At 74.5% G+C, this 21,106-nt stretch carries 21 protein-coding genes; 12 read left to right on the forward strand and 9 right to left on the reverse strand.

The features are described from left to right. The first annotated feature begins 81 nt into the window (after positions 1 to 81). From ACZ6Y7_RS16560 to ACZ6Y7_RS16570, 3 genes are read left to right on the forward strand one after another with little or no spacing between them, the layout of a single operon-like run. A complete protein-coding gene (locus ACZ6Y7_RS16560) occupies positions 82 to 888 on the forward strand; it encodes a TetR/AcrR family transcriptional regulator (RefSeq protein WP_465758577.1) in 807 nt (268 codons plus the stop codon). After that, positions 872 to 2,506, forward strand: coding sequence for an acyl-CoA dehydrogenase family protein (locus ACZ6Y7_RS16565; protein ID WP_465758578.1), 1,635 nt, complete (start codon positions 872 to 874; stop codon positions 2,504 to 2,506). The genes ACZ6Y7_RS16560 and ACZ6Y7_RS16565 overlap by 17 nt, the downstream gene beginning before the upstream one ends. Beyond that, positions 2,503 to 3,414 carry an amidohydrolase family protein gene (locus ACZ6Y7_RS16570; protein WP_465758579.1) on the forward strand — a complete coding sequence of 304 codons (912 nt, stop codon included), beginning with the start codon at positions 2,503 to 2,505 and terminating at the stop codon, positions 3,412 to 3,414. The genes ACZ6Y7_RS16565 and ACZ6Y7_RS16570 overlap by 4 nt, the downstream gene beginning before the upstream one ends. Before the next feature lie 112 nt (positions 3,415 to 3,526). Here the strand turns inward: ACZ6Y7_RS16570 and ACZ6Y7_RS16575 are convergent, their stop codons facing one another. Further along, positions 3,527 to 4,333 carry an inositol monophosphatase family protein gene (locus ACZ6Y7_RS16575; protein ID WP_465758580.1) on the reverse strand — a complete coding sequence of 269 codons (807 nt, stop codon included), beginning with the start codon at positions 4,331 to 4,333 and terminating at the stop codon, positions 3,527 to 3,529. A 114-nt stretch (positions 4,334 to 4,447) separates the two neighbouring features. Here ACZ6Y7_RS16575 and ACZ6Y7_RS16580 point away from each other — a divergent pair, with 114 nt between their 5' ends. Together ACZ6Y7_RS16580 and ACZ6Y7_RS16585 are read left to right on the forward strand one after the other, a co-directional pair. Next, complete coding sequence (locus tag ACZ6Y7_RS16580; protein ID WP_465758581.1) at positions 4,448 to 5,440, forward strand: Lrp/AsnC family transcriptional regulator; 993 nt, start codon at positions 4,448 to 4,450, stop codon at positions 5,438 to 5,440. A 318-nt stretch (positions 5,441 to 5,758) separates the two neighbouring features. Beyond that, on the forward strand, positions 5,759 to 6,202 hold the full coding sequence (locus tag ACZ6Y7_RS16585) for a hypothetical protein (RefSeq protein ID WP_465758582.1): 444 nt from the start codon (positions 5,759 to 5,761) through the stop codon (positions 6,200 to 6,202). A gap of 30 nt (positions 6,203 to 6,232) precedes the next feature. Here ACZ6Y7_RS16585 and ACZ6Y7_RS16590 read toward each other — a convergent pair whose 3' ends face one another. The 3 genes from ACZ6Y7_RS16590 to ACZ6Y7_RS16600 all read right to left on the reverse strand — a co-directional run bounded on the left by ACZ6Y7_RS16590 (position 6,233) and on the right by ACZ6Y7_RS16600 (position 8,733). Next, positions 6,233 to 7,075, reverse strand: a complete 843-nt coding sequence (locus tag ACZ6Y7_RS16590; protein WP_465758583.1) for a helix-turn-helix domain-containing protein — start codon at positions 7,073 to 7,075, stop codon at positions 6,233 to 6,235. A 202-nt stretch (positions 7,076 to 7,277) separates the two neighbouring features. Further along, on the reverse strand, positions 7,278 to 7,760 hold the full coding sequence (locus ACZ6Y7_RS16595; RefSeq protein WP_465758584.1) for a DUF2269 family protein: 483 nt from the start codon (positions 7,758 to 7,760) through the stop codon (positions 7,278 to 7,280). A 217-nt stretch (positions 7,761 to 7,977) separates the two neighbouring features. Further along, on the reverse strand, positions 7,978 to 8,733 hold the full coding sequence (locus tag ACZ6Y7_RS16600; protein ID WP_465758585.1) for a 4'-phosphopantetheinyl transferase family protein: 756 nt from the start codon (positions 8,731 to 8,733) through the stop codon (positions 7,978 to 7,980). Positions 8,734 to 8,942: 209 nt separating this feature from the next. Between ACZ6Y7_RS16600 and ACZ6Y7_RS16605 the strand changes: the two genes are divergently transcribed. Continuing rightward, positions 8,943 to 10,526, forward strand: a complete 1,584-nt coding sequence (locus tag ACZ6Y7_RS16605) for a choice-of-anchor A family protein (protein ID WP_465758586.1) — start codon at positions 8,943 to 8,945, stop codon at positions 10,524 to 10,526. A 190-nt stretch (positions 10,527 to 10,716) separates the two neighbouring features. Here ACZ6Y7_RS16605 and ACZ6Y7_RS16610 read toward each other — a convergent pair whose 3' ends face one another. Beyond that, positions 10,717 to 11,346: a TetR family transcriptional regulator gene (locus ACZ6Y7_RS16610; RefSeq protein WP_465758587.1), complete on the reverse strand. Its 630-nt coding sequence runs from the start codon at positions 11,344 to 11,346 to the stop codon at positions 10,717 to 10,719. Between the two features lie 76 nt (positions 11,347 to 11,422). On the opposite strand from ACZ6Y7_RS16610, the gene ACZ6Y7_RS16615 reads away from it, so the two are divergent. Continuing rightward, complete coding sequence (locus ACZ6Y7_RS16615; protein WP_465758588.1) at positions 11,423 to 12,367, forward strand: hypothetical protein; 945 nt, start codon at positions 11,423 to 11,425, stop codon at positions 12,365 to 12,367. Positions 12,368 to 12,495: 128 nt separating this feature from the next. Here the strand turns inward: ACZ6Y7_RS16615 and kynU are convergent, their stop codons facing one another. Together kynU and ACZ6Y7_RS16625 are read right to left on the reverse strand one after the other, a co-directional pair. Continuing rightward, positions 12,496 to 13,728, reverse strand: coding sequence for a kynureninase (gene kynU, locus ACZ6Y7_RS16620; protein WP_465758589.1), 1,233 nt, complete (start codon positions 13,726 to 13,728; stop codon positions 12,496 to 12,498). Positions 13,729 to 13,781: 53 nt separating this feature from the next. Further along, positions 13,782 to 14,612, reverse strand: coding sequence for a tryptophan 2,3-dioxygenase (locus ACZ6Y7_RS16625; RefSeq protein ID WP_465758590.1), 831 nt, complete (start codon positions 14,610 to 14,612; stop codon positions 13,782 to 13,784). A 214-nt stretch (positions 14,613 to 14,826) separates the two neighbouring features. On the opposite strand from ACZ6Y7_RS16625, the gene ACZ6Y7_RS16630 reads away from it, so the two are divergent. Together ACZ6Y7_RS16630 and ACZ6Y7_RS16635 are read left to right on the forward strand one after the other, a co-directional pair. Then, positions 14,827 to 15,261, forward strand: a complete 435-nt coding sequence (locus ACZ6Y7_RS16630) for an Lrp/AsnC family transcriptional regulator (protein WP_350523224.1) — start codon at positions 14,827 to 14,829, stop codon at positions 15,259 to 15,261. 107 nt (positions 15,262 to 15,368) lie between these two features. Continuing rightward, on the forward strand, positions 15,369 to 15,908 hold the full coding sequence (locus tag ACZ6Y7_RS16635; RefSeq protein ID WP_465758591.1) for an NADPH-dependent FMN reductase: 540 nt from the start codon (positions 15,369 to 15,371) through the stop codon (positions 15,906 to 15,908). Between the two features lie 40 nt (positions 15,909 to 15,948). On the opposite strand, the gene ACZ6Y7_RS16640 is transcribed toward ACZ6Y7_RS16635, so the two are convergent. Next, entirely contained in the window at positions 15,949 to 16,587 is a 639-nt protein-coding gene (locus ACZ6Y7_RS16640; protein ID WP_465758592.1) for a MarC family protein, read from the reverse strand. A 285-nt stretch (positions 16,588 to 16,872) separates the two neighbouring features. On the opposite strand from ACZ6Y7_RS16640, the gene ACZ6Y7_RS16645 reads away from it, so the two are divergent. The 3 genes from ACZ6Y7_RS16645 (at position 16,873) to ACZ6Y7_RS16655 (ending at position 20,377) form a co-directional block, all read left to right on the forward strand. Continuing rightward, positions 16,873 to 17,433 carry a DoxX family protein gene (locus ACZ6Y7_RS16645; RefSeq protein WP_465758593.1) on the forward strand — a complete coding sequence of 187 codons (561 nt, stop codon included), beginning with the start codon at positions 16,873 to 16,875 and terminating at the stop codon, positions 17,431 to 17,433. A gap of 139 nt (positions 17,434 to 17,572) precedes the next feature. Next, positions 17,573 to 18,226: an FxLYD domain-containing protein gene (locus tag ACZ6Y7_RS16650; RefSeq protein WP_465758594.1), complete on the forward strand. Its 654-nt coding sequence runs from the start codon at positions 17,573 to 17,575 to the stop codon at positions 18,224 to 18,226. Positions 18,227 to 18,559: 333 nt separating this feature from the next. Next, positions 18,560 to 20,377 carry a glycosyl hydrolase family 18 protein gene (locus ACZ6Y7_RS16655; protein WP_465758595.1) on the forward strand — a complete coding sequence of 606 codons (1,818 nt, stop codon included), beginning with the start codon at positions 18,560 to 18,562 and terminating at the stop codon, positions 20,375 to 20,377. Positions 20,378 to 20,474: 97 nt separating this feature from the next. Here ACZ6Y7_RS16655 and ACZ6Y7_RS16660 read toward each other — a convergent pair whose 3' ends face one another. After that, complete coding sequence (locus ACZ6Y7_RS16660; RefSeq protein WP_465758596.1) at positions 20,475 to 21,026, reverse strand: hypothetical protein; 552 nt, start codon at positions 21,024 to 21,026, stop codon at positions 20,475 to 20,477. Positions 21,027 to 21,106 lie beyond the last annotated feature (80 nt).

Consider the following 21,106-nt stretch of genomic DNA (forward strand, 5'->3'; position numbering starts at 1 on the left):
GCCTCCGCCCGTTCGGCAGGGAGCGTCCGAGGCGCGCGGGCCCTCTCCCCGAAGCGCTGAATCAGTGCTTCAATGCTTCCCATGGCCTACCGACGCACGCCCGCCGTACAAGCCCGCCTGGACGCCCAGCGCGAGGCCGTGCTGCAGTCCGCGGTCGGCCTGCTCGCCGAGCGCGGCTACGGCGGCTGCACGATGGCCGCGGTGGCGGACCGCGCCGGGATCGCCACCGGCAGCCTCTACCAGCACTTCGCCAACAAGGCCGAACTGTCGGTGCAGCTGTTCCGCCGGGTGGTCACCCGCGAGATCGACGCGGTCAACGCGGCCGTCGCCCGCCGGGACACCCCGCGCGATCGGATCGCCGCCGTGGTCGAGACCTTCGCCGCCCGCGCCCTGCGCGCGCCCCGGCTGGCGTACGCGCTGCTGGTCGAACCGGCCGACGCGGTGGTGGACGGTGAGCGCCTGGTGTTCCGGCGGGCGTTCCGGGACGTGATCGCCGCCGAGATCGCCGCGGCGGTGGCGAGTGGCGAACTGCCCGAGCAGGACCCGGTGCTGACCGCCGCGGCCCTGGTCGGCGCGGTCGGCGAGGCGCTGGCCGGCCCGCTCGCCGGCGAGTCCGCCGCCTCCCCCGCCGTTGCGGAACCCGCCGTGCCCGCCGTGGCTGCTGGGCCCGGCGTGGGCGCGGAGCCCGCCGTGCCCTCCGCCCCCGCACCGCCACCAGCGCAGGGCGGCCCCTCCGGCCCCTCCGCCCCCGCCCCGCCATCAGCGCAGGGCGGCCCCTCCGGCCCCTCCGGCCCCACCGATTCCCGGGAGGCCACCGCCGAGGTGGTCCCCGCCCTGGTCTCCTTCACCCTGCGTGCCCTGGGAGGACGCGATGACAGCGACGCATGAGGTCACCAACCAGGTGCCCCTGCCGTACGGACACGACACCGCCGCCGACCCCGCCCTGCTCGCCGCCGTGGAGCGGGCCGGCGCGGGCTGGGCGGAGCCCGAACTGCGCGAGCTGGGCCGGCTGGCGGGCTCCGAGCAGGCCGCCGAATGGGGGCGGCTGGCCAACGAGAACCCGCCGGTGCTGCGCACCCACGACCGCTTCGGCCACCGGATCGACGAGGTCGAGTTCCACCCGTACTGGCACGAGCTGATGCGCACCGCCGTCGCCCACGGCCTGCACGCCGCGCCCTGGCGGGACGAGCGGCCCGGCGCCCACACCGCCCGCGCCGCCAAGTTCTTCGTCTGGGGCCAGGTGGAGGCCGGCCACACCTGCCCGATCTCGATGACCTACGCCGCCGTCCCGGCGCTGCGCGCGAACCCCGCGCTGGCCGGGGAGTTGGAGCCGCTGCTGGCGGCCAAGGAGTACGACTACGGGCTGCGCGAGCCGCGCACCAAGCGCGGGCTGATCGCCGGCATGTCGATGACCGAGAAGCAGGGCGGCTCGGACGTCCGCGCCAACACCACCGCGGCCGCCCCGCAGCCGGACGGCAGCTACCGGATCACCGGCCACAAGTGGTTCACCTCGGCGCCGATGTCGGACCTCTTCCTGACGCTCGCCCAGGCGCCGGGCGGGCTCAGCTGCTTCGTCCTGCCGCGGATCCTCCCGGACGGCAGCCGCAACCGGCTGCACCTGATGCGGCTCAAGGACAAGCTCGGCAACAAGTCCAACGCCTCCGCCGAGTTGGAGTACGACGGCGCGGTCGGGTGGCTCGTCGGCGAGGAGGGCCGCGGGGTGCCGACCATCATCGAGATGGTCAACATGACCCGGCTGGACTGCACCATCGGCGCCGCCTCCGGCATGCGCTACGGCGCCACCCGGGCCGTCCACCACGCCCTGCACCGGCGGGCGTTCGGCAAGGCGCTGGTCGACCAGCCGCTGATGCGCAACGTGCTCGCCGACCTGGTGGTGGAGTCCGAGGCGGCCACGACCGTCGCGATGCGGCTGGCGCAGTCCACCGACCTGGCCCTGGCCGGGGACGAGAACGAGGCGCTGGTACGGCGGTTGGGCCTGGCGGTGGCCAAGTACTGGGTGTGCAAGCGCGGTCCGGCACACTCCGCCGAGGCGCTGGAGTGCCTGGGCGGCAACGGCTACGTGGAGGAGTCCGGGATGCCCCGGCTCTACCGCGAGGCCCCGCTGGTGTCGATCTGGGAGGGCTCCGGCAACGTCGCCGCCCTGGACGCGCTGCGCGCCATGGCCAAGCGCCCGGAGAGCGTGGAGGCCTTCCTGGGCGAACTCGACGCCGCCGCGGGTGCGGACCGCCGGCTGGACGCGGCCGTCGCCGGGCTCCGCAAGGAACTCGGCGACCTGACCGACCTGGAGTACCGCACCCGCCGACTGGTCGAGTCGATGGCCCTGGCCTTCCAGGGATCGCTGCTGGTCCGGTACGGCGATCCGGCGGTGGCCGACGCGTTCTGCGCCGGCCGGCTGGGCGGCGACCGCGGGGCCGCCTTCGGCACCCTGCCGACCGGGATCGACACCGGGGCGATCATCGACCGCGCCCGCCCGGTGCCCGCATGAGCGGCCCCGAGGACGGACAGTCGCCGGCCGACCGTCAAGAGGCGCGGGAGATCCGGGCGTTCTGGACGTCCCTGGGCCTTCCGGGGCTGGTCGACGTGCACACCCACTTCATGCCGAAGAGCGTCCTCGACAAGGTGTGGGCGTACTTCGACGCGGCCGGTCCCCTGGTGAACCGGCCGTGGCCGATCACCTACCGGGAGGCCGAGGACCGGCGGGTCCGGCGGCTGCGGGAGTTCGGGGTGCGGGCGTTCACGTCCATGCTCTACCCGCACAAGCCGGGCATGGCCGCCTGGCTGAACGCCTGGGCCGCCGGCTTCGCCGCCCGCACCCCGGACTGCCTGCACACCGCCACCTTCTTCCCCGAGCCCGAGGCGCCCGAGTACGTGGCCCGCGCGATCGAGGACGGCGCCCGGGTGTTCAAGGCCCACCTGCAGGTCGGCGGCTACGACCCGACGGACCGGCGGCTGGACGCGGTCTGGCGGCTGCTCGCCGAGACCGGCACCCCGGTGGTCACCCACTGCGGTTCCGGCCCGGTGCCCGGCCGCTTCACCGGGCCGGGGCCGATCGGGGCGGTCCTGGAGCGGCACCCCGGACTGGTGCTGGTGGTCGCCCACCTCGGCATGCCCGAGTACGCCGACTTCCTGGACCTGGCCGAGCGGTACCCGGCCGTCCGCCTGGACACCACCATCGCGTTCACCGACTTCGCCGAGGTGGACGCGCCGTTCCCGCGCGAGCACCTGCCGCGCCTGCGCGGGCTGCGGGACCGGATCCTGCTGGGCAGCGACTTCCCCAACATCCCGTACCGGTACGTCCACCAGCTGGAGGCGCTGGCCGGGCTGGGGCTGGGGGAGGACTGGCTGCGGGCGGTCTGCCACGACAACGCGGCCGCCCTGTTCAAGCTCAGCTGACCCTCGGCGGGCGCCCCGTAGGCCACGCGCGGGGCCTGCGGACCGTCGCGCGAGGCCTGCGCGTGTGCTCAGCCGACCGCCCGCGCGAGCCCTGCGGACCGCCCGCGCGAGCTCAGCCGACCGTCCGCAGGACCTCCCGCGCCCGCGCGTGCAGCTCGGGCGCGGCGGCGAGGAAACTGTCGGCGCCGGCCGTCCAGGCCGCTCCGGCGGCGTCCGTCACCGCCGCGCCCGCCTCGCTCGCGATCAGCGCGCCGGGGAGCAGGTTGCCCGCGTCCCGCCCGTACTCCCAGAACAGGGCCAGGTGCCCGGAGCCGACCTGCGCCACCTGCAGCGCGGTCGGGCCGAGGTTGCGCACCGCCAGGACGGCGCCCGCCATCGCGGACAGCGACTCGCCCGCCCGGCGCAGCGCCACCGGGTCCCCGGCGACCCGCGGCGGCTGGCTGGTGGCGGCGACGGTGATCGCCAACTCCCGCTCCAGCGGGGCGATCGGACGCCCGTCCAGCTCGGCCCCGCCGCCCAGCACCGCCCGGTAGGTCCGGCCGCCGTCCAGCTCCGGGGCGTGCACCACGGCCAGCACCGCGGCGCCGTCCCGGACCAGTGCGGCGGTGACGGCCCAGTGCGGGTGGCCGAGCAGGTACTGCACCGCTCCGTCGGTCGCGTCGCAGAGCCACCACTCGCCCTCCGCGGGCACCGAACCGTCGAGTTCCTCCGGCACCCAGCCGGCCCGCGGGTGGAGTGCGGTCAGCCGCTCCCGCAGCTCGGCGGCCGCCGGCCCGTCCAGCTCGGCGAACCGGGCCCGGGCGTCCTCGGGGGTCCGCGCGGTGAGGGGTTCGGTGGACCGGCGGGCCGCCAGCTTCGCGCCGACCTCGCGCACCGCGGCCTCCACACCCCGCGCCAACGTCCACAGCTCGTTCGTCACGGTGACTCCATCCCTGCTCCCGGGCCGGTCGTTCCGGCCGCGCAGGACAAGGAGTACCGTCCGTGCTGCCGAACAGGACGCTCAAGCAGCCACAGATGACGGGAATCGGACACCATGGACCTTGCCGCTGCCGATCCGGACACCGTGCTGGACCTGCTCGACCGCCGCCTGGTCTGCGCCCTCCAGGTGGACGGTCGGGCCGAGCCCGGCCGGATCGCCGAGGTGCTGGGCGTCTCCGCCCGCACCGTCACCCGACGGCTGACCCGGCTGCGGCAGGCCGGTGTGCTGCGGGTGGTCCGGATGCCCGACGTCGAGGACGCCGCGGTCGGCGCGCTGCTGCTGCGGGTCCGGGTGCTCAGCGGTCGGATGGACGCCATCGCGCAGGCCCTCGCCGACCGGTCCGACGTGCCCTTCGTCGACGTGATGCTCGGCGGCCACGAGGTCGGCGCCGTCATGCTGACCGATGCCGGGGCCCGCGACCGGCTGCTGTACGGTCAGCTGCCCGCGACCAGTGCCGTCACCGAGACCACCACCCACGCCGTGCTGCACGCCTTCGCCGACGCCGGGCAGTGGCGGGCCGGCCAGCTCACCGAGGAGGAGGCCGCCGCGCTCGCCCGGCCCGCCGTCCCGCGCCCCGCCGTGCCCCCGCCGCTGGACGCCCTCGACCGCGCGCTGCTGGAGCGGCTGGGCGAGGACGCCCGGCAGTCCCACGCCGTTCTGGCCGCGGCGGTGGGCGCGCCCGAGTCGACCGTGCGCCGCCGGCTGCACCGGCTGGACGAGTGGGGACTGCTGCGCACCCACGCCACCGTCGACCCGCGGCTGCTCGGCATGGCGGTGGACGCCAACCTCTGGCTGGACGTGCCGCCCGGCCGGCTCGCCGAGGTCGGTGCGGCGCTGGCCCGGCACCCGCAGGTGCACGGGGTGTTCGCCACCAGCGGCCCGACCAACCTGCTGGCCACGCTGTTCTGCGCGGACCACGGCGAGCTGTACCGCTTCCTCACCGACACCCTCGGCCCGCTGGGAGCCGCCCGGGTCGAGACCACCATCACCGCGCGAGCGGTGAAGCGGGCGGGCGTGCTGCTCCGGCAGCCACCCCGGCGGTCCTGACCGGAAGCGGCCCCGGGCCGGGCGCCGGACGGCGCTCTCTCCGGGAGCCGTCCCTGCCCGAGCGGCGTCCGACCGGGAGCCGTCCCTGTCCGCGTAGCGCCCTGCCCGAGCGGTGCCGTGCCCGAGTGGTGCCGTGCCCGAGTGGTGCCGTGCCCGAGTGGTGCCGTGCCCGAGCGGTGCCCTGGCCGGGAGGACCCTGAGCGGCAGCGGGCTCGTTACCTGCGGGGTCATCGACACCCGCCGCCGGGCCGGGGTGGAGCCACCCCGGCGAGGCCGCCACGGCCCCGGGAGCCCACCCCCGACAGGAGGCGATCCGCCATGTCCGCCCACGCGAACGCCCTGACCCCCGCCCGGCCCGGCTCGGCCTTCTCGCCCCGGACGGTGCGCGGCACGCTCACCCTGGACGCCCTGGTCACCGCCGGCAACGGCCTGGCCTACCTGGCCTTCTCCGGCCCGCTCGGTGACCTGCTCGGCGCCGGCCGTGCCACCGTGCTCGACCTCGGGCTGCTGCTGACCGGCTACGCCGTCGCCGTCGGCGTGCTGGCGACCCGCCGGCAGCCGCCGGCGCTCGGCGTGCGGGCGGTGATCGACGTCAACCTCGCCTGGGTGGTGGTCAGCCTGGTGGCGATGGGGGTGTGGTTGGAGCCGACCACCGCCGGGTTGGTCTGGATCCCGCTGCAGGCCGCGGCCGTGGGCCTGTTCGCCGTCCTACAGTTCACGGCCTTGCGCCGGAGCGGCCGCTCCCGGCGGCAGCGGGCCTGACGGGCTGTCGGCCCCGAGGATCTGCCGTTCTCAGCCCTGACGCTCCGGTCCGACCGCGGACTGCAGGTACCGGACCGTCTCCGCGTCGGCCGGGAGGAAGGTCTCCATGGCCAGTTCGGACACGGTCACGTCCAGCGGCGTGTTGAAGGTCGCGATGGTGGAGAGGAAGGAGAGCACCCGACCGTCATGGCGGATCCGCATCGGCAGCGCGAACGGGAAGGCCTCCGCCAACGGACCGTCGGCCGGGCCGTCCGCCGGTTCGCCGGCCGGCTCCGGGTAGCCGCGGACCTCCTCGTACAGCCGGCGCAGCGGTTCGGCGCGGACCAGCTCCAACCGGTGCTCCATTCGCTCCAGCAGGTGGCGCCGCCACTGCCGCAGGTTGACGATGCGCGGCGCCAGCCCGTCCGGGTGGAGGGTGACCCGGATCGCGTTGAGCGGTGCCTCCAGCAGGTGCGGGGCGACGCCGTCCAGGAGCAGGCCGATCGAGCGGTTGGCCGCCAGCACCCGGAAGCTCCCGTCGACGACGATCGCGGGGTAGGGGTCGTGGGCGGCGAGCAGCCGCTCCATGCCGCCGCGCAGCGCGTCCATCGAGGGGTCGTCCAGCGGGGTCTCCGGGTACTGCGGGGCGTAGCCGGCCGCGAGCAGCAGGGTGTTGCGCTCGCGCACCGGGACGTCCAGGTGCTCGGCCAGCCGCAGCACCAGCTCCCGGCTGGGGCGGGAGCGGCCGTTCTCGACGAAGCTGAGGTGGCGGGCCGAGGAGTCCGCCCGCAGCGCCAGCTGCAGCTGGCTGAGCTGCCGTCGTTCCCGCCAGCCGCGCAGCAGTGGGCCGACGCCGGTTCCGGTGGGGCTGCCCATGCCCGCCATGATCGTCATGGCCCAGGACGGTACTCGAACGAGCCCGGTCCGCGGGAGGGGGCCTCGAGGGTCGGAGGACCTCCGGTCAGCGGCCTCGGGGGTCAGGGGCGGGAGACCGGCGGTGTCGGGACGGGAGGCGTCGGGACCTGGGGGCGTCGGGACCTGGGGCGTCGGGACCGCGGGGCGTCCGGGAGCGGGGGCGGCGCGGGTGCGCGGGGGATCAGACGCCGGTGCTGGAACCCGGCCGGACGACCATCAGCACCACGACCACGGCCCACAGCAGGTTGAACACCCCGGCCGTCATCGGCAGCAGGAGCAGGCCGTTGACGGCCTTGGCGCGCTGCTCGTCCGCCGGGTCGAGGGTGAGCGCGTCCACCGCGGCCTGCTGGCCGGGGAGCACGAACAGCAGCAGGGAGAGCGCGGCGAGCGCGGTGAGCACCATCGAGACGATCAGCCAGGACTGCCCGAGCACGTCCATCACCTGGGCCAGGCCGATGCCCAGCACCGGTACGGCGACCCCCAGGAGCGCGTAGACCTGGGTGATCCGGTGCAGGACGCGCAGCACGCCCGCGTCGGCGGCCTGGTCCGGCCCGGCGGCGAGCGCGGCCTTCGCCCGGCGCGGGAACATGCTGACGGCCACCGCGACCGGGCCTATGAACAGGACCGAGGCGAGGACGTGCAGGCTCAGCAGGAACTTGGCCATGGCGGGGCACCCTTGGAATCCGGTGGGGCAGCGGGGTCGACAGGCGCGCGCGATCGGCGTGCCCACGACCAGGCACGCTAACACCGCTTATGCACGGGCCCGCCGCGCGGGTGGGCTCGAACGGGGCCCGGGGGGTCCGGGGGTCCGGGGGCCGCCGAGGAGGGCTCCAGCGGCGACGGCGCCGAAGGTGGGCCGCCGTCGGCTCCGGGAGTGCCGCTCAGCGCGCCGCCGCGGGCTCCACGAGGGCCACGATCCGCGGTGGCGCGGTGCTGACGGCCGCGACGGCGGCGCCGTGCTCCGGGTCGGTCCAGTCGATCAGGTGCAGGTCCTCGTACCGGCTGCGGACCGCGGTGCCCGGCGGTACGGCGAGCGGCAGGGCGGAGAGGTCGATCCCGCCGAGGGTGTCCAGGGTGGCCCGGCCGATCTTGATCAGTGACTCCTTGCGCACCCACTGCCGCAGGAACGCCCGGTCCGGCTCCGGGGCCGCCTCGACGGCCGCGAGTTCGGCCGGGGCCAGCACCCGACGGGCGACCGCATCCAGCGAGCCGCCCCGCGCGGAGAGCTCCACGTCCACGCCCACCGGCCGGTGTCCGGCGCCCGCGGCGACCACGCCCCGGGTGTGCGAGAGGCTTACGTGCACCCCGGGGTGGTCGGGCAGGTACGGCTTGCCGTGGTCGGCGAGCCCGCAGTCCGGGCACTGCTGGGCGAGCACCAGTCCGGCCACCGGGACGCCGAGCAGCCGGGCGGCGCAGAGCCGGACGAGCAGGTGCCCGGCGGTGAAGTCGATCCGTCCGGACGCGTGCCGGAAACGGCCGACGCGTTCCTGTTCGAGGGCGGTCAACAGGTGCGCGCCCACCTCGGGGTGCCGCAGCACGGCGTCGGCGGAGGCGACGGCGACGATCGGCGCGCCCCGGTCGCCGTCGTCACCGTCGTCGCTGTGGTCCTCGCTCCGGATCCGGCCCTCGGTGGTCATGGCTCCAACCTAGGGCCTGGCGGGCAGCGGAGCGTACCCGGGAGGTCGCTGAGCCGTTCGTGGGGATTCCGGAGCCGATCTGAAGGTCCATAGGGTGTGAATCGCCACCTTTGCGGTTGTATGTCCCGAATTTGTGGGATCGGCAGCAGATAACACGGAACGCGGCAGGTCGTTCGGCCTGCCCTTTTCTCTGCGCGGAGGAATTGTCGATGGATCAGGCCACCGGTTCACCGGATCACCGAACGACCGTCGCGAAAGCCCCCGTCACCCGAGGCCGCCGCGCCGTACGGGTGGCGGTGGCGACCGTCGTCGCCGCACTGCCGCTGGCGGCCGTACTGACGGTCGGTTCGGCCGCTCCGCTGGCCCCGCCGCTCGGCGCCTGCGGCGGGCCCGACTGCCCCGCCACCTGGCCTCCGCCGAACAACGGAGACTTCACCGGGCGCGACACCACCATCAACGTCTTCACCGGCGGCGACTACACCGTGAACGGCCGCGCCGCCGAGGCCGAGGGCAAGATCGTCGCGCTCGGGAAGCTGACCGTCGACAAGAACGGCGGCGGTGTCTACAACATGGGCGTCGTCGGGGTCGGCTCCCGGGTCCCGCCGCCCAACGGCAGCGACTTCGTGACCACCGGCGGCAAGGTCGACGTCACGACCGGCAACCGCATCCTGATCGGCGGCAGCGACTCCAAGGGTCAGGCCTTCGGCAACCTCCGCCACGCGGACACGGTCACCGGCACGGTCGTCATCGACCCCACCGGCCGGTCGATCCCGGACGCCGACGCCGCCGCGCCGTACCGGGACGTCCTGGCCCGGATCGAGGAGGTCTCCGCCTGCGTCGGGCGGTCCGCCCCGACCGGCCAGGTGACGATCGCCTTCGGCACGGCGACCTTCACCGGCGACGGGACCAGCATGCGGCAGGTCTTCAACGTCACCCAGGACCTCGCCTCGCCCACCGGCGGACAGATCGGCCTGGCCTTCACCGGCATCCCGGCCGGCGCCACCGTCGTGGTGAACATGCTCGGGGACAACCCGGTCATCAACACCTACACGGGCACCGGTCTGGCGGGCGACCAGACCACCGGGATGCGCTCCAAGCTCCTGTACAACTTCCCGACCGCTACCTCGGCCCGGATCCTCGGCAGCGCCCAGTTCCAGGGGTCGGTGCTGGCCGGCAATCCGGGGGGCACCACGACCATCGCCCAGGCGGGCATGAACGGCCGGGTGTACCTGGCCGGCAACCTGATCCACACGGGGACGGGCGGCTACGAGATCCACAGCTACCCGTTCGACGGGGACCTGCCGGAGTGCACCGTGTCGCCGAGCCCGTCGCCGACCTCCTCCTCGCCCTCGTCGTCCCCGTCGCCGTCGCCCTCGCCGACGTCTCCCAAGCCCACCTCGCCGTCGCCGACCTCGCCCTCGTCGACCTCGCCCTCGCCGACGTCCCCGAGCCCGACCTCGCCCAAGCCCACCTCGCCCTCGCCGACGCCGACTTCTCCGACGCCGACCTCGCCGTCGCCGACCTCGCCGTCGCCGACGTCCCCCAAGCCCACCTCGCCGTCCCCGAGCCGCCACTCGCCGTCGGCCAGTGCGTCGACGTCCAGCGCGCACCCGGCCCCGACCAGCGAGCACCCGACCGGCCACCCCAGCAGCCACCACCACGGTGGTGGCGGTGAGCTGCCGTCCACCGGCGCGGGCAACGCCCCGGTGGTCTTCGGCCTCGCTGGCGTCGGCCTGCTCGGCCTCGGCGGTCTGGCCGTGATGGCCGCCCGTCGGCGCGGTCGCCACAGCTGAGTCGTGACCGGCTGAACACCTGAACGCCCGACGGCTGAACAGCCTCCTGAACAGCCCGACGGCCGACCAGCTCACCAGCTCACCAGCGGCCCGGGCCGCCCGGGTCCACCCGACCGGGCGGCCCGGGCCGTAGCCGGGCCGCGCGCCGAGCAGGAGGGAAGGGGGGATCCCGTCGGGCCGCCCGGTGGGATCAGCGCGGCGCCGGGTAGTGGGCGAGGCCGGTGGTGAGGAGGCCGAAGGCCCGTTCCACCGCCGTTTCGATCCGGGGCCGCACCTGCTCGGCCGGTTCGCCGGCCACCACGGCGCGCCGGATCTCGCCGAGGACCGCCCGGTGGGCGCCGGCGATGGCCCCGGCCAGGACGCGGGGGAGCGGGTCGTCGTCGGCGGCTCCCGACTCCTCGGCCAGGACGGCCGCGAGCGCGGCTTCGGCCCGTTCGCCCAGTTCGAGCAACCGGGCGCGCAGGGCCGGGCTGTCGGTGACGATCCGCCAGAAGTCGGCCATCCGGGGGTTGAGCCCGACGGTCGGCTCGCCGTCCGCGATCGCGGTCAGCAGGTCGGCCCGGACGGCGTCCGCGGCGGAGGCGCCGGGCGGGCGGTGGCGGACCACCTCGGCCAAGTGGGCGACCACGGCGTCCTGCCGGTCGAAGAACAGGTCCTCCTTGGTCGGGAAGTAGTTGAAGACGGTGTTCGGCGAGACCCCGGCGGCCCGGGCCACCTCGACCACCGTGACCCGGTCGAAGCCGCGCTCGGCGAACAGGCCCATGGCGGTGTCGGCCAGGAGGTCCCGGGTCCGCTGCTTCTTGAGTTCGCGAAGTCCCATGGCGGAATCCTACGGCAGAGTCATGGAGTCACCTCAAACTTGCAGTGACACCAAAAATATCGGCTACGGTGTCGGCATGACGTTCACCTTCGGCATCTATCCGGGCGGCGCGCTCGGCGACGACAGCGGCGTGCTCCTGCCCGTCCGCCCCGACGACCCGGCGCGGATCACCGAGGCCCTGCGCGAACTCCAGGGCCGTGCCGGCGAGTTCCTGGTCCGGGCCTACCGTTCCTACGCCGAGCCGTGGCGAGCCCCCGAACGGCCCGAGCAGTACGTCGGCGAGGGGCGGAAGTCGGAGCTGGTCCTCCAGTACCGGGACCGCAGCGGGGAGTTGGCGGGCTGGCTGGACTTCGTCCGGCACACCGTGCGGACCGAGGGGCATCGCATCGCGCTGCTCCAGATCTGCGAGGAGCCCAACCTCGACCTGCCGCCCGTGGACGGCGGCGTGCCGAACGTCCGCCGGGCGGTGGTCGAGGGCGTGGTCGCCGCCAAGGAGGAGGCGCTCGCTCACGGGTACGGGGAGCTGGCCGTCGGCTTCAACGCGGTGCCGTCCTTCGACCCCCGGGACACCTTCTGGTCCGAGCTCGGGGAGCTCGCCGACGAGCGTTTCCACCGCGCGCTGGACTACGTCGGCCTGGACTTCTTCCCGGACGTCTTCCGACCCGTCCCGCCCGGCCGCCTCGCCGACGCGGCGAGGACGGTGGTCGCCGCGTTCCGGCGGGAATGGCTGCCCCGGGCGGGCATCGGGCCGGACGTTCCGCTGCGGGTCTGCGAGAACGGGTGGCCCACCGGCCCCGGGCGGAGCGAGGTGCGGCAGGCCGAGGTGGTCGAGGAGCTGGTCCGGGCGGTCGTCGGACTCTCCGCCGAACTCACCGTGACCGGCTACGCGTTCTTCGCCCTGCGGGACGCCGACAGCGCCGGCCCGGGGCTGTTCCACCACTTCGGCCTGCTGCGCGACGACTACACGCGCAAGCCGGCCTTCGACGTCTACCGCCGCCTGGTCGGAGAACTGACCAGGTAGGAACGTCCGTTCGCGGCGACGAAGCGGTCCACCGCACGGCGCCGGGCGGCGACGGCGCGGACCCGGCGGCGGGCGGCCCGGTCCGTGCGCAGGCCCTGCGCGCGGACCGGGCGATCGCCGCCGCGCGCTCAGGTCACCTCGCCCCGGCGGGAGAAGCGCTCCGCCCGCCACTCGCCGCCGGCCAGCACCTCGGCCAGCTGCCGGGCGGCGTCCCAGACCTCGGTGTAGGAGAGGTAGAGCGGGGTGAAGCCGAAGCGCATCAGGTCCGGGGCGCGGAAGTCGCCGATCACCCCGCGTTCGATCAGCGCCTGCACCACCGGGTAGCCGTCGGAGTGGCGCAACGCGACCTGGCTGCCGCGCCGGGCGTGCTCGCGCGGGGTCACCACCTCGATGCCGTCCAGGTCCTCGGTCAGCTCGATGAACAGGTCGGTCAGCGCCAGGCTCTTCGCCCGCACCGCCGCGAGGTCGGCGCGCTCCCAGACGTCCAGCGAGGCGTCGAGGGCGGCCTGGCCGAGCAGCGAGGGCGAGCTGGTCAGGAAGCGGCCGATGCCCGGCTTGGGGTCGTACCCGGGCTCGAAGGCGAACGGGCGGGCGTGCCCGAACCAGCCGCTCAGCGGTTGCAGCGGACCGGCCGCCAGGTGCCGCTCGGCGACGTACAGGAAGGCCGGCGAACCGGGGCCGCCGTTCAAGTACTTGTAGGTGCAGCCGATGGCGAAGTCCGCGTGGGCGGAGCCGAGTTCGACCGGCAGCGCGCCGACGGCGTGGCACACGTCCCAGATCATCAGCGCGCCCGCGGCCTGCACCCGGGCGGTGATCCCGGGCATGTCCAGCAGCTCGCCGGTGCGGTAGTCCACGTGCGAGAGGACGACGGCGGCGACGTCCGCGTCCAGGTGCCGGTCCAGCTCGTCTGGCCGGATCAGCGCGCTGCGGGCGCCTTCGACCAGGCCGGTCACGCCCTCGGCGATGTAGAGGTCGGTGGGGAAGGCCGCGGCGTCGCCGAGCACGGTGCGCCGGCCGGGGCGCAGCCGCAGTGCGGCCGACAGCACCTTGAACAGGTTGACCGAGGTGGTGTCGCACACGACGACCTCCGCCGGGTCGGCGCCGATCAGCGGGGCGATCCGCCGGCCGAGCCGGTAGGGCTGCTCGAACCAGCCGGCGTCGTTCCAGCTGCGGATCAGCTCCCGGCCCCACTCCTCCTCGACCACCTGGCGCACCCGCTCGGGTGTGCGCACCGGCAGTGCGCCCAGCGAGTTGCCGTCCAGGTAGATCACCCCGTCGGGCAGGGCGAACTCCTTGCGGAACGCCGCCAGCGGGTCGACGGCGTCCAGCGCCGCGCACTCCTCGCGCGTGGTCGTGCCCATGGCCTCGTGCTCCTCGTTTCCCTCGTCCGCCCGGTTCCGCCCGTGCGCCCGGTTCACAGCTCGTCCCGGATCGTCCACAGCTCCGGGAAGACGTCCTGCTCGGCCGACTTGCGCAGCCAGGTCAGCCCGCTGGAGCCGCCGGAGCCGGGCTTGCCGCCCATGGTCCGCTTGACCGCGGACAGGTGCCGCTGGCGCCACCGGGTGACCCGCTCGGCGACGTCCAGCAGGGCCTCGCCGAGCGGCTGCAGCGCGGCGAACTCCGGCTCGGTGTACACCCGCCGCCAGGCCGCGGCGACCTCCTCGGACGGGCGGTAGCGCTGCTCGGAGGGCACCGGCCGCGGCGCCAGGCCGCGCCGCGCCAGCAGGGCCAGCGCCTCGTCGTACAGACCGGGCGAGCGCAGCGCCTCGACCAGTTCGTCCTGGGTCTGCGGCATGCCGTCGTACATCCTGAGCAGTGCGGCGTTCTTGTTGCCCAGCATGAACTCCAGCCGCAGGAAGGCCGCGGACTGGAAGCCGGAGGCCTCGCCGAACAGTGCGCGGAAGGAGTTGAACTCCTGCGGCGTCATGGTGGCCAGCAGGCCCCAGGACTCCACCAGCACGTCCTGGGCGTGGGTGCCCCGGCGCAGGGCCGCGAGCGCGGCGGGCAGGTCGTCCTCGCGCAGGGACTGCCGGGCGATCGTCCACTCGTGCCACACCAGGTCGAAGAGCAGCTCCATCACCTGGGTGGTGACGATGAACGACAGCTCGGCGGGCTCCTTGCTGAGCGGGTGCTGCAGGCTGTGCAGCTCGTCCAGTCGCGCGTACTCGGCGTACGGGGTGCTCCGACCCGGCGCCCCGCCCCGACCGAACGACAGGTTGGGTGTCTCCACCGTGTCGTGCCCCATTCCCGATCCTCCTGATCCGCTCGGGCCCGTCGCCCGCTCCGGTGCACCAGGCGGACCGCCCGGTTCCACGGGATGCCATTGTGCGGCGGTGGTGGCCCCGGCTTGAATGGTCGACGGACACCGCAACCGCCGTCGGAGCTGTCGTTCGCAAGGCGTTCGGCGGGTTCGGTTTACGAATGAAAATCCCATGATCCCGAATGCCTGGAGAGCCGCCATGGACGCCGTCGACCGCCGCCTGCTGGCCGAGCTGCAGGCCGACGCCCGGCTCTCGTACAACGAACTCTCCCGCCGGGTGAGCCTGTCCGCACCCGCGGTGGCCGAACGGGTCCGCCGCCTGGAGGCCGACGGGGTGATCAGCGGCTACCACGCGCACGTGGACCCCACCCGGGCCGGGCTGCCGATCACCGCGCTGGTGCAGATCCAGTGCTACGGCCCGCGCTGCGTGCTGCGCGACCCCGAGGTGGCGACCTGGCCGGAGGTGCTCCAGCTGCACCGGGTCACCGGCGGGGCCTGCTGCGTGCTGCTGGTCGCGGTGCCGACGATGGCCGAGTTCGAGGCGCTCTGCGACCGGCTCGGCGGCTACGGCCAGCCGGCCAGCTCGATGATCCTCTCCAGTCCGGTGCCCTGGCGGCCGCTGGCGCCGCGCTGAGCGGGGCGGCCGACCGGCCGACCGACCGACCGGCCGACCGGCCGGTGGACCGGGGACTGGTGGACCGGCTGGCCTTGACGCGGACGTCAAGGAGTAGGTTCCGGCCCATGTCGAACGAGCGCCACATCCTGCTGCTGCCGGGGAGCCTGCGGGCGGGCTCCACCAACGAGACCGTGCTGCGCACCGCGGCCGAGCTGGCCGCCGCCGCCCCGGGCCTGCGGACCGCCTACTACACCGGGCTGGCCGGCCTGCCGCACTTCAACCCGGACCACGACCGGGATCCGCTGCCGGAGCCGGTGGCCGGGCTGCGGGCCGCGATCGAGGCGGCCGACGCGCTGCTGGTCTGCACCCCCGAGTACGCCGGGACGCTGCCGGGCTCCTTCAAGAACCTGCTGGACTGGACGGTCGGCGGGGTGGAGATCTCGGACAAGCCGGTCGGCTGGATCAACGCGGCCAACCCGGGCCGCGGCGGGGGCGCCGAGGCCACCCTGCGCACCGTCCTCGGCTACACCGGCGCGGCGGTGGTGGAGGGGGCCTGCGCCCGGATCCCGCTGGGGCGCGGCGCGGTCGGCCCGGACGGGCTGGTCGTCGACCCGGTGGTGCGGGAGCGGATCGGCGCGGTGCTGGCCGCACTGGCCGCCGCCTGAGGCCCGGCCGCGGCGGCGGCCGGCCGGGTTCGGCGCCGGTTCAGTGCCCGGCGTAGGGCAGCGGCACCCCGAGCCCGGACAGGCCCTCCAGGACCAGCTCCACGCCGACCGCCGCCAGCAGCAGCCCGAGCAGTCGGGACAGCACCTCCAGCGAGGTCCGGTGGGTGCGCCGCATCAGCGGGGCGAGCACGGCGACGCAGACGTAGTTGATCACCGCGACGGCCACGTACGCCGCGGCGACGGTGGCCTTCCAGGCCAGACCGCTCCGGTTGAGCGAGGCGACCAGGACGGCGCTCACCGCGAGCGGGCTGGCGATGTAGGGCAGCAGCAGCTCGCGGATGCCGTCCACCATCGGGTTCGGCAGGTGCTCGTCCTCCTCGTCGGCCCCGCTGCCGAGGTGGACGCCGAAGACCAGCGCCACCGCGTAGACGAAGAAGATCAACCCGCCGGCGAGCTGCAGCGACTGGTCGCTGATGTGGAACAGCGAGGTGACCCAGTCCGCCGAGAACCCGAGCACCAGGCCGATCACCGACGAGATGACGGTGCTCCAGGCCGCCAGCCGGCGCAGGTCCCGGGTGCTGCGGGTGGTGGCCAGCCGGGCGAAGGCCAGCAGGGTCTTCGGCGGGCCGACCACCGCGAAGAAGGTGATGAAAGCGCTGCTCAGGTTGAAGACGAACATGGGCCAAGCATGACCACGGCGCCGCGGGCCGCCGGTCCGCCACGCCCCGGGCCGGGCGTGGGCTGCGTCTCCCCGGTTCGGGATCCATTCCCGGTCGTCGGCGAATTCGCCCGGATGGCGGCCCCGGCTCGAACGGGTGGGCGGTCTCGGTTGCTATGGAGGCAGGCCCGCCACGCCGGCGGGCCCACCGGCACCGACACCGGCACCGGCGCTGACACCGGTGGGGCCGCGCCGGGCAGGACCGCTCCGGCCGGGACCACTGCGCCGCGGAAACGAGGATGCGACATGTGCCTGAACCGTAAGGACCTGGGCCTGTTGGCCCTGCGCAGCGCGGTCGGCGGGGTGCTGATCGCGCACGGCACCCAGAAGCTGTTCGGCTGGTTCGGGGGCGGAGGCCTGGAGGGCACCGCCCAGGCGATGGACGCGATGGGCTTCCACCCGGCCCGGCAGAGCGCGATCGCGGCCGGCGCCGGGGAGGCGGGCGGCGGTGCGCTGCTGGTGGTCGGGCTGGCCACTCCGGCGGCCGGCGCGGTGGTGGCCGGGACGATGGCGGGCGCGGTGGCGGTGCACGCCCCGGCCGGATTCTTCGCCATGTCCGGCGGCTACGAGTACCCCGCCTTCCTCGGCGCGACCGGGCTGGCGATCGGCCTGGCCGGGGCCGGGCGGTACTCGCTGGACCACCTGACCGGGCACGTCTTCGACCGTCCGTGGGTCGGCCTGGCCTCCTTCGTGGCGAGCGCGGCCGGCGCGTACGGCGTGGTGGCGAGGCGCCGGCACCTGGTGCGGCTGCGCGAGGAGCGGGCCGCGGTGGAGGCGGACGAGCAGGAGGGCTCGGGGCTGTCCTGAGTCCCTCCGGGGGCGGCCCGACGGCCCCGGGGCGGTTCACCCGGAGGCAGCAGCCCTGCTGGCGCCCGCGTCCGGCCCCCCGGAGGGTGGGCGGCAGGCGCGCCGGGCAGCCCGGCGCCGACCGGAAACGAGGAACCGCATGGACCGCCAGCCGCCCACCCGGGTCACTCCGCCGCGCGCGAGGGTCACCGCGCAGGACCTGGACGCGCCGCCGGTGCGCCGCCGACTCCGCGCCGCGGCAGGGGTGCTGACCGCGGCGGCGGTCGGTGCGGCGGCCCTGGCGGGCTGCTCCTCGGGCAGCAGCGCGAGCAGTGCGGCCTCCGGGGCGGCGTCCGCCGTGGAGAAGGGCGCGAGCGCCGCCGCCTCGGCCGCCTCGGCACTGGCCTCGGCCGCGGGCGGGGCCGGGTCGGCCTTGGCCTCGGTGGCGGGCGGGGCGAGTTCGGCGCTGGCGTCGGCGGAGGCCCGGGCGTCGGCGGCGGTCTCCTCGGCCTCCTCGGCGGTGGCCGGGATCAAGGGCGGGCTGGACGCGAAGGGGGACGTGACGGTCGGGGCGGTGACCACGGGGACGGACGACAAGGCCCAGGTGCAGCTGACCGTCACCAACCACGGGCAGCAGTCGTACCGGTACGTGATCCAGGTGAACTTCACCGACGGGAGCGGCAACGTCCTCGACGCCACCGCGGTGACCGTCCAGGACCTGGCGGCCGGGCAGAGCACCCAGGCCGCCGCGCGCAGCAACCGGGCGCTCTCGGGCACCGTCAAGGCCGAGGTGCCGAACGCCGTCCGCTACTGAGCCGCCGCGGCGGCCCGCGGGACCGGCGACGGACGGGCGCGGGACCTCCCGCGGGCCGCGGCGCGGAACCTTAAGCGGGTCTCAAGGCCCAACGGGACCCCTTGACGGGCGAGTTGGTCTAGTCCATTTTTATGCCCAGGTGCAGGGAGCCCCTGAACCGGCGTCCACGGCCTCGTGCCGGGGGCGCCGGTTCGGCGCATCCCGGTGTCCGTCATGGTCTGATCCGCTCGATTCCCCACCCTTTCCTGTCATGTCCCGGTCGTCCGGCCCCACCCTGGACGCACCTCCCCCGGGACGGCGGCGGGAACCCCCACAACCAGGAGTCACGCACCCATGCTGCGCTCACCCATCGAAAGGGCCGGGGCCCCGGCTCCGCAGGGCGGCCGTCGACGCCGTCCGAAGAGCCTGGCCGCCGTCGCGGCCGGCACCGCCGCCTCCCTGCTGCTCGGCGCGGGCCTCGCGCTGTCCGGCGGCGGCGCGGCCAACGCCGCGACCACCAACAGCACCGGCGCGCCCGCCACCAGCGGCGGCATCAAGGTCGCCTACTTCGACCAGTGGTCGGTCTACGCCAACGGGTACTACCCGAAGACCATCCAGGACACCGGCGTCGCCGGGAAGCTGGACTACCTGATCTACGACTTCGCCAACATCCACCCGAGCGACCTCGGGTGTTTCGAGGCCACCAAGGCCGCCGACACCAACGACAACAACCCCAACGCCGGTGACGGCGCGGGCGACGCGTTCGCCGACTACCAGAAGAGCTTCGGCGCGGACATCGCGGTCGACGGCGTCGGCGACGTCTGGAACCAGCCGATCGCGGGCAACTTCAACCAGCTGAAGAAGCTGAAGGCGAAGAACCCCAACCTCAAGGTCCTGATCTCGCTGGGCGGTTGGACCTACTCCAAGTACTTCTCGTCGGCGGCCGCCACGGACGCCTCGCGCAAGCACCTGGTGTCGTCCTGTCTCGACATGTTCATCAAGGGCAACCTGCCGAGCCAGGCCGGCTACGGCGGCCCGGGTTCGGCGGCCGGCGTCTTCGACGGCGTCGACATCGACTGGGAGTACCCGGGCGGCGGCGGCCACACCGGCAACATCTCCAGCCCGGCCGACAAGCAGAACTTCACGGCGCTGCTGAAGGAGTTCCGCACCCAGCTGGACGCGCAGGGCAAGGCCGACGGCAAGACCTACGCCCTGTCGGCGGCGGTCGGCGCCGGCCAGGACAAGATCATGAACGTCGAGACCGACAAGATCGGTCAGTACCTGACCTTCCTCGACGTCATGACCTACGACATGCACGGCGGTTGGGACCCGCAGGGGCCGACCAACCACCAGGCGCCGCTCTACTCCGGCCCGAACGACCCGTCCACCCCGGCCAAGCCGGGCAACGGCAAGTACTCGATCGACAACGCCATCAAGGCGTGGACGGTCGGCGACGCGCAGTACGGCATCCCCGGCGGCTTCCCGGCCAACAAGATCAACATGGGCGTGCCGTTCTACTACCGCGGCTGGACCGGCGTGCCGAACAACGGCAAGAACGGCCTGTTCCAGTCCGCCACCGGCCCGGCGGCCGGCGCGGCGATGTCCGGCAACGTCCCCGGCATCCAGATGTACAAGGAGCTCGCGGGCTTCGTCGACAACCCGTCCAAGACCTTCTGGGACGACGACGCCAAGGCCACGTACTTCTACGACGGCACCACCTTCTGGAGCGGTGAGGACGCCAGGTCGATCCAGGCCAAGCTCGACTACGCGCACTGCAACGGCCTCGGCGGTTCCTTCGCCTTCTCGCTGTACGACCTGGGCACAAAGACCGCCCTGTTCGACACGATGGTGACCGCCACCAACGGCTCCGCGGCCGGCTGCCCGGCCCCGCCGACCGGCACGCCGACCCCGACCCAGACCCCGACCCAGACGCCGACCGGCACCCCCACCGGCACGCCGACGGGCACCCCGACCGGTACTCCCACCGGCACCCCGACCACGCCGGCCGGCTGCTCGGCCGCCCCGAGCTGGGACCCGAACACCACCTACGCGGCCGGCGGCACGAAGGTCTCCTGGAAGGGCCACTACTACACCAACAAGTGGTGGACCAAGGGCGAGGACCCGACCCTGAGCGGCCAGTGGGGCGTCTGGGCCGACAACGGCCCCTGCTGACCCCCGCACCTCCGGGGCCCGACGGGCCCCGCGCCGGACCCGGGCGGCCCCGGACGAGCACTGATCTCGTCCGGGGCCGCCCGTCGTGTCCGTCCGCTCAGACCTTGGCGTAGAAGACGGAGATCGAGGTCGGCGAGCTGGTGATCACCAGGTTGTGCTCGCCCTTCTCGGCCAGGCCCCCGCCGTCGCCCGTGGAGGTCACCTCGAAGCCGGCGGCCTTGAGCGCCGCCGTGTACGTGGCGTAGTCGCCGGGGGCGGCCTCGCAGGTGATGAGGTAGCCGCCGGTCGTGCCGTTGACCACGGTGATCTTCCCCGGCGGGAGCGGGACGTCGGCGGGCAGGTCGGCCGGCCGGGTCGTGCCGCCGTGAATCACGGTGGTGGGCGCGGCCCCGCCCGGCGCCGGAGCGGCCGGGGGGGTGCTCGGGGCCGCGGCCGTCGGCGCGGTGGCGCTCGGAGTGGCCGTCGCGGTGGCGCCGGGGGTGGCCGTCGCGGTGGAGGAGGCGGCGGGGGAGGCCGCCGCCGCGCTGCTGGTGGCGGCGGTCGGGGCGGCTCCGGACGAGCTGTCGTCGTTGCAGGCGGTGAGTCCGAGGCCGGCCACGACGACGGTGGCGAGCAGCGCGGAGGTGCGCTTGAGCGGTATGAGCGGCATGGAGGAGCCAATCTGGTGACGGCGTGCCAGTGATCTTCGGGCGCCCCGCAGATTGGCACAGGAAAGGCCGGATGCCAACG

The organism is Kitasatospora sp. NPDC053308 (assembly GCF_055585785.1).

Excerpts from the sequence above, each read along its gene's own strand:
- ACZ6Y7_RS16560 (WP_465758577.1), top strand. The coding sequence starts at position 82 with ATGGCCTACCGACGCACGCCCGCCGTACAAGCCCGCCTGGACGCCCAG.
- ACZ6Y7_RS16565 (WP_465758578.1), top strand. The coding sequence starts at position 872 with ATGACAGCGACGCATGAGGTCACCAACCAGGTGCCCCTGCCGTACGGA.
- ACZ6Y7_RS16570 (WP_465758579.1), top strand. The coding sequence starts at position 2,503 with ATGAGCGGCCCCGAGGACGGACAGTCGCCGGCCGACCGTCAAGAGGCG.
- ACZ6Y7_RS16580 (WP_465758581.1), top strand. The coding sequence starts at position 4,448 with ATGGACCTTGCCGCTGCCGATCCGGACACCGTGCTGGACCTGCTCGAC.
- ACZ6Y7_RS16585 (WP_465758582.1), top strand. The coding sequence starts at position 5,759 with ATGTCCGCCCACGCGAACGCCCTGACCCCCGCCCGGCCCGGCTCGGCC.
- ACZ6Y7_RS16590 (WP_465758583.1), bottom strand. The coding sequence starts at position 7,075 with ATGACGATCATGGCGGGCATGGGCAGCCCCACCGGAACCGGCGTCGGC.
- ACZ6Y7_RS16595 (WP_465758584.1), bottom strand. The coding sequence starts at position 7,760 with ATGGCCAAGTTCCTGCTGAGCCTGCACGTCCTCGCCTCGGTCCTGTTC.
- ACZ6Y7_RS16600 (WP_465758585.1), bottom strand. The coding sequence starts at position 8,733 with ATGACCACCGAGGGCCGGATCCGGAGCGAGGACCACAGCGACGACGGT.
- ACZ6Y7_RS16605 (WP_465758586.1), top strand. The coding sequence starts at position 8,943 with ATGGATCAGGCCACCGGTTCACCGGATCACCGAACGACCGTCGCGAAA.
- ACZ6Y7_RS16610 (WP_465758587.1), bottom strand. The coding sequence starts at position 11,346 with ATGGGACTTCGCGAACTCAAGAAGCAGCGGACCCGGGACCTCCTGGCC.
- ACZ6Y7_RS16615 (WP_465758588.1), top strand. The coding sequence starts at position 11,423 with ATGACGTTCACCTTCGGCATCTATCCGGGCGGCGCGCTCGGCGACGAC.
- kynU (WP_465758589.1), bottom strand. The coding sequence starts at position 13,728 with ATGGGCACGACCACGCGCGAGGAGTGCGCGGCGCTGGACGCCGTCGAC.
- ACZ6Y7_RS16625 (WP_465758590.1), bottom strand. The coding sequence starts at position 14,612 with ATGGGGCACGACACGGTGGAGACACCCAACCTGTCGTTCGGTCGGGGC.
- ACZ6Y7_RS16630 (WP_350523224.1), top strand. The coding sequence starts at position 14,827 with ATGGACGCCGTCGACCGCCGCCTGCTGGCCGAGCTGCAGGCCGACGCC.
- ACZ6Y7_RS16635 (WP_465758591.1), top strand. The coding sequence starts at position 15,369 with ATGTCGAACGAGCGCCACATCCTGCTGCTGCCGGGGAGCCTGCGGGCG.
- ACZ6Y7_RS16640 (WP_465758592.1), bottom strand. The coding sequence starts at position 16,587 with ATGTTCGTCTTCAACCTGAGCAGCGCTTTCATCACCTTCTTCGCGGTG.
- ACZ6Y7_RS16645 (WP_465758593.1), top strand. The coding sequence starts at position 16,873 with ATGTGCCTGAACCGTAAGGACCTGGGCCTGTTGGCCCTGCGCAGCGCG.
- ACZ6Y7_RS16650 (WP_465758594.1), top strand. The coding sequence starts at position 17,573 with ATGGACCGCCAGCCGCCCACCCGGGTCACTCCGCCGCGCGCGAGGGTC.
- ACZ6Y7_RS16655 (WP_465758595.1), top strand. The coding sequence starts at position 18,560 with ATGCTGCGCTCACCCATCGAAAGGGCCGGGGCCCCGGCTCCGCAGGGC.
- ACZ6Y7_RS16660 (WP_465758596.1), bottom strand. The coding sequence starts at position 21,026 with ATGCCGCTCATACCGCTCAAGCGCACCTCCGCGCTGCTCGCCACCGTC.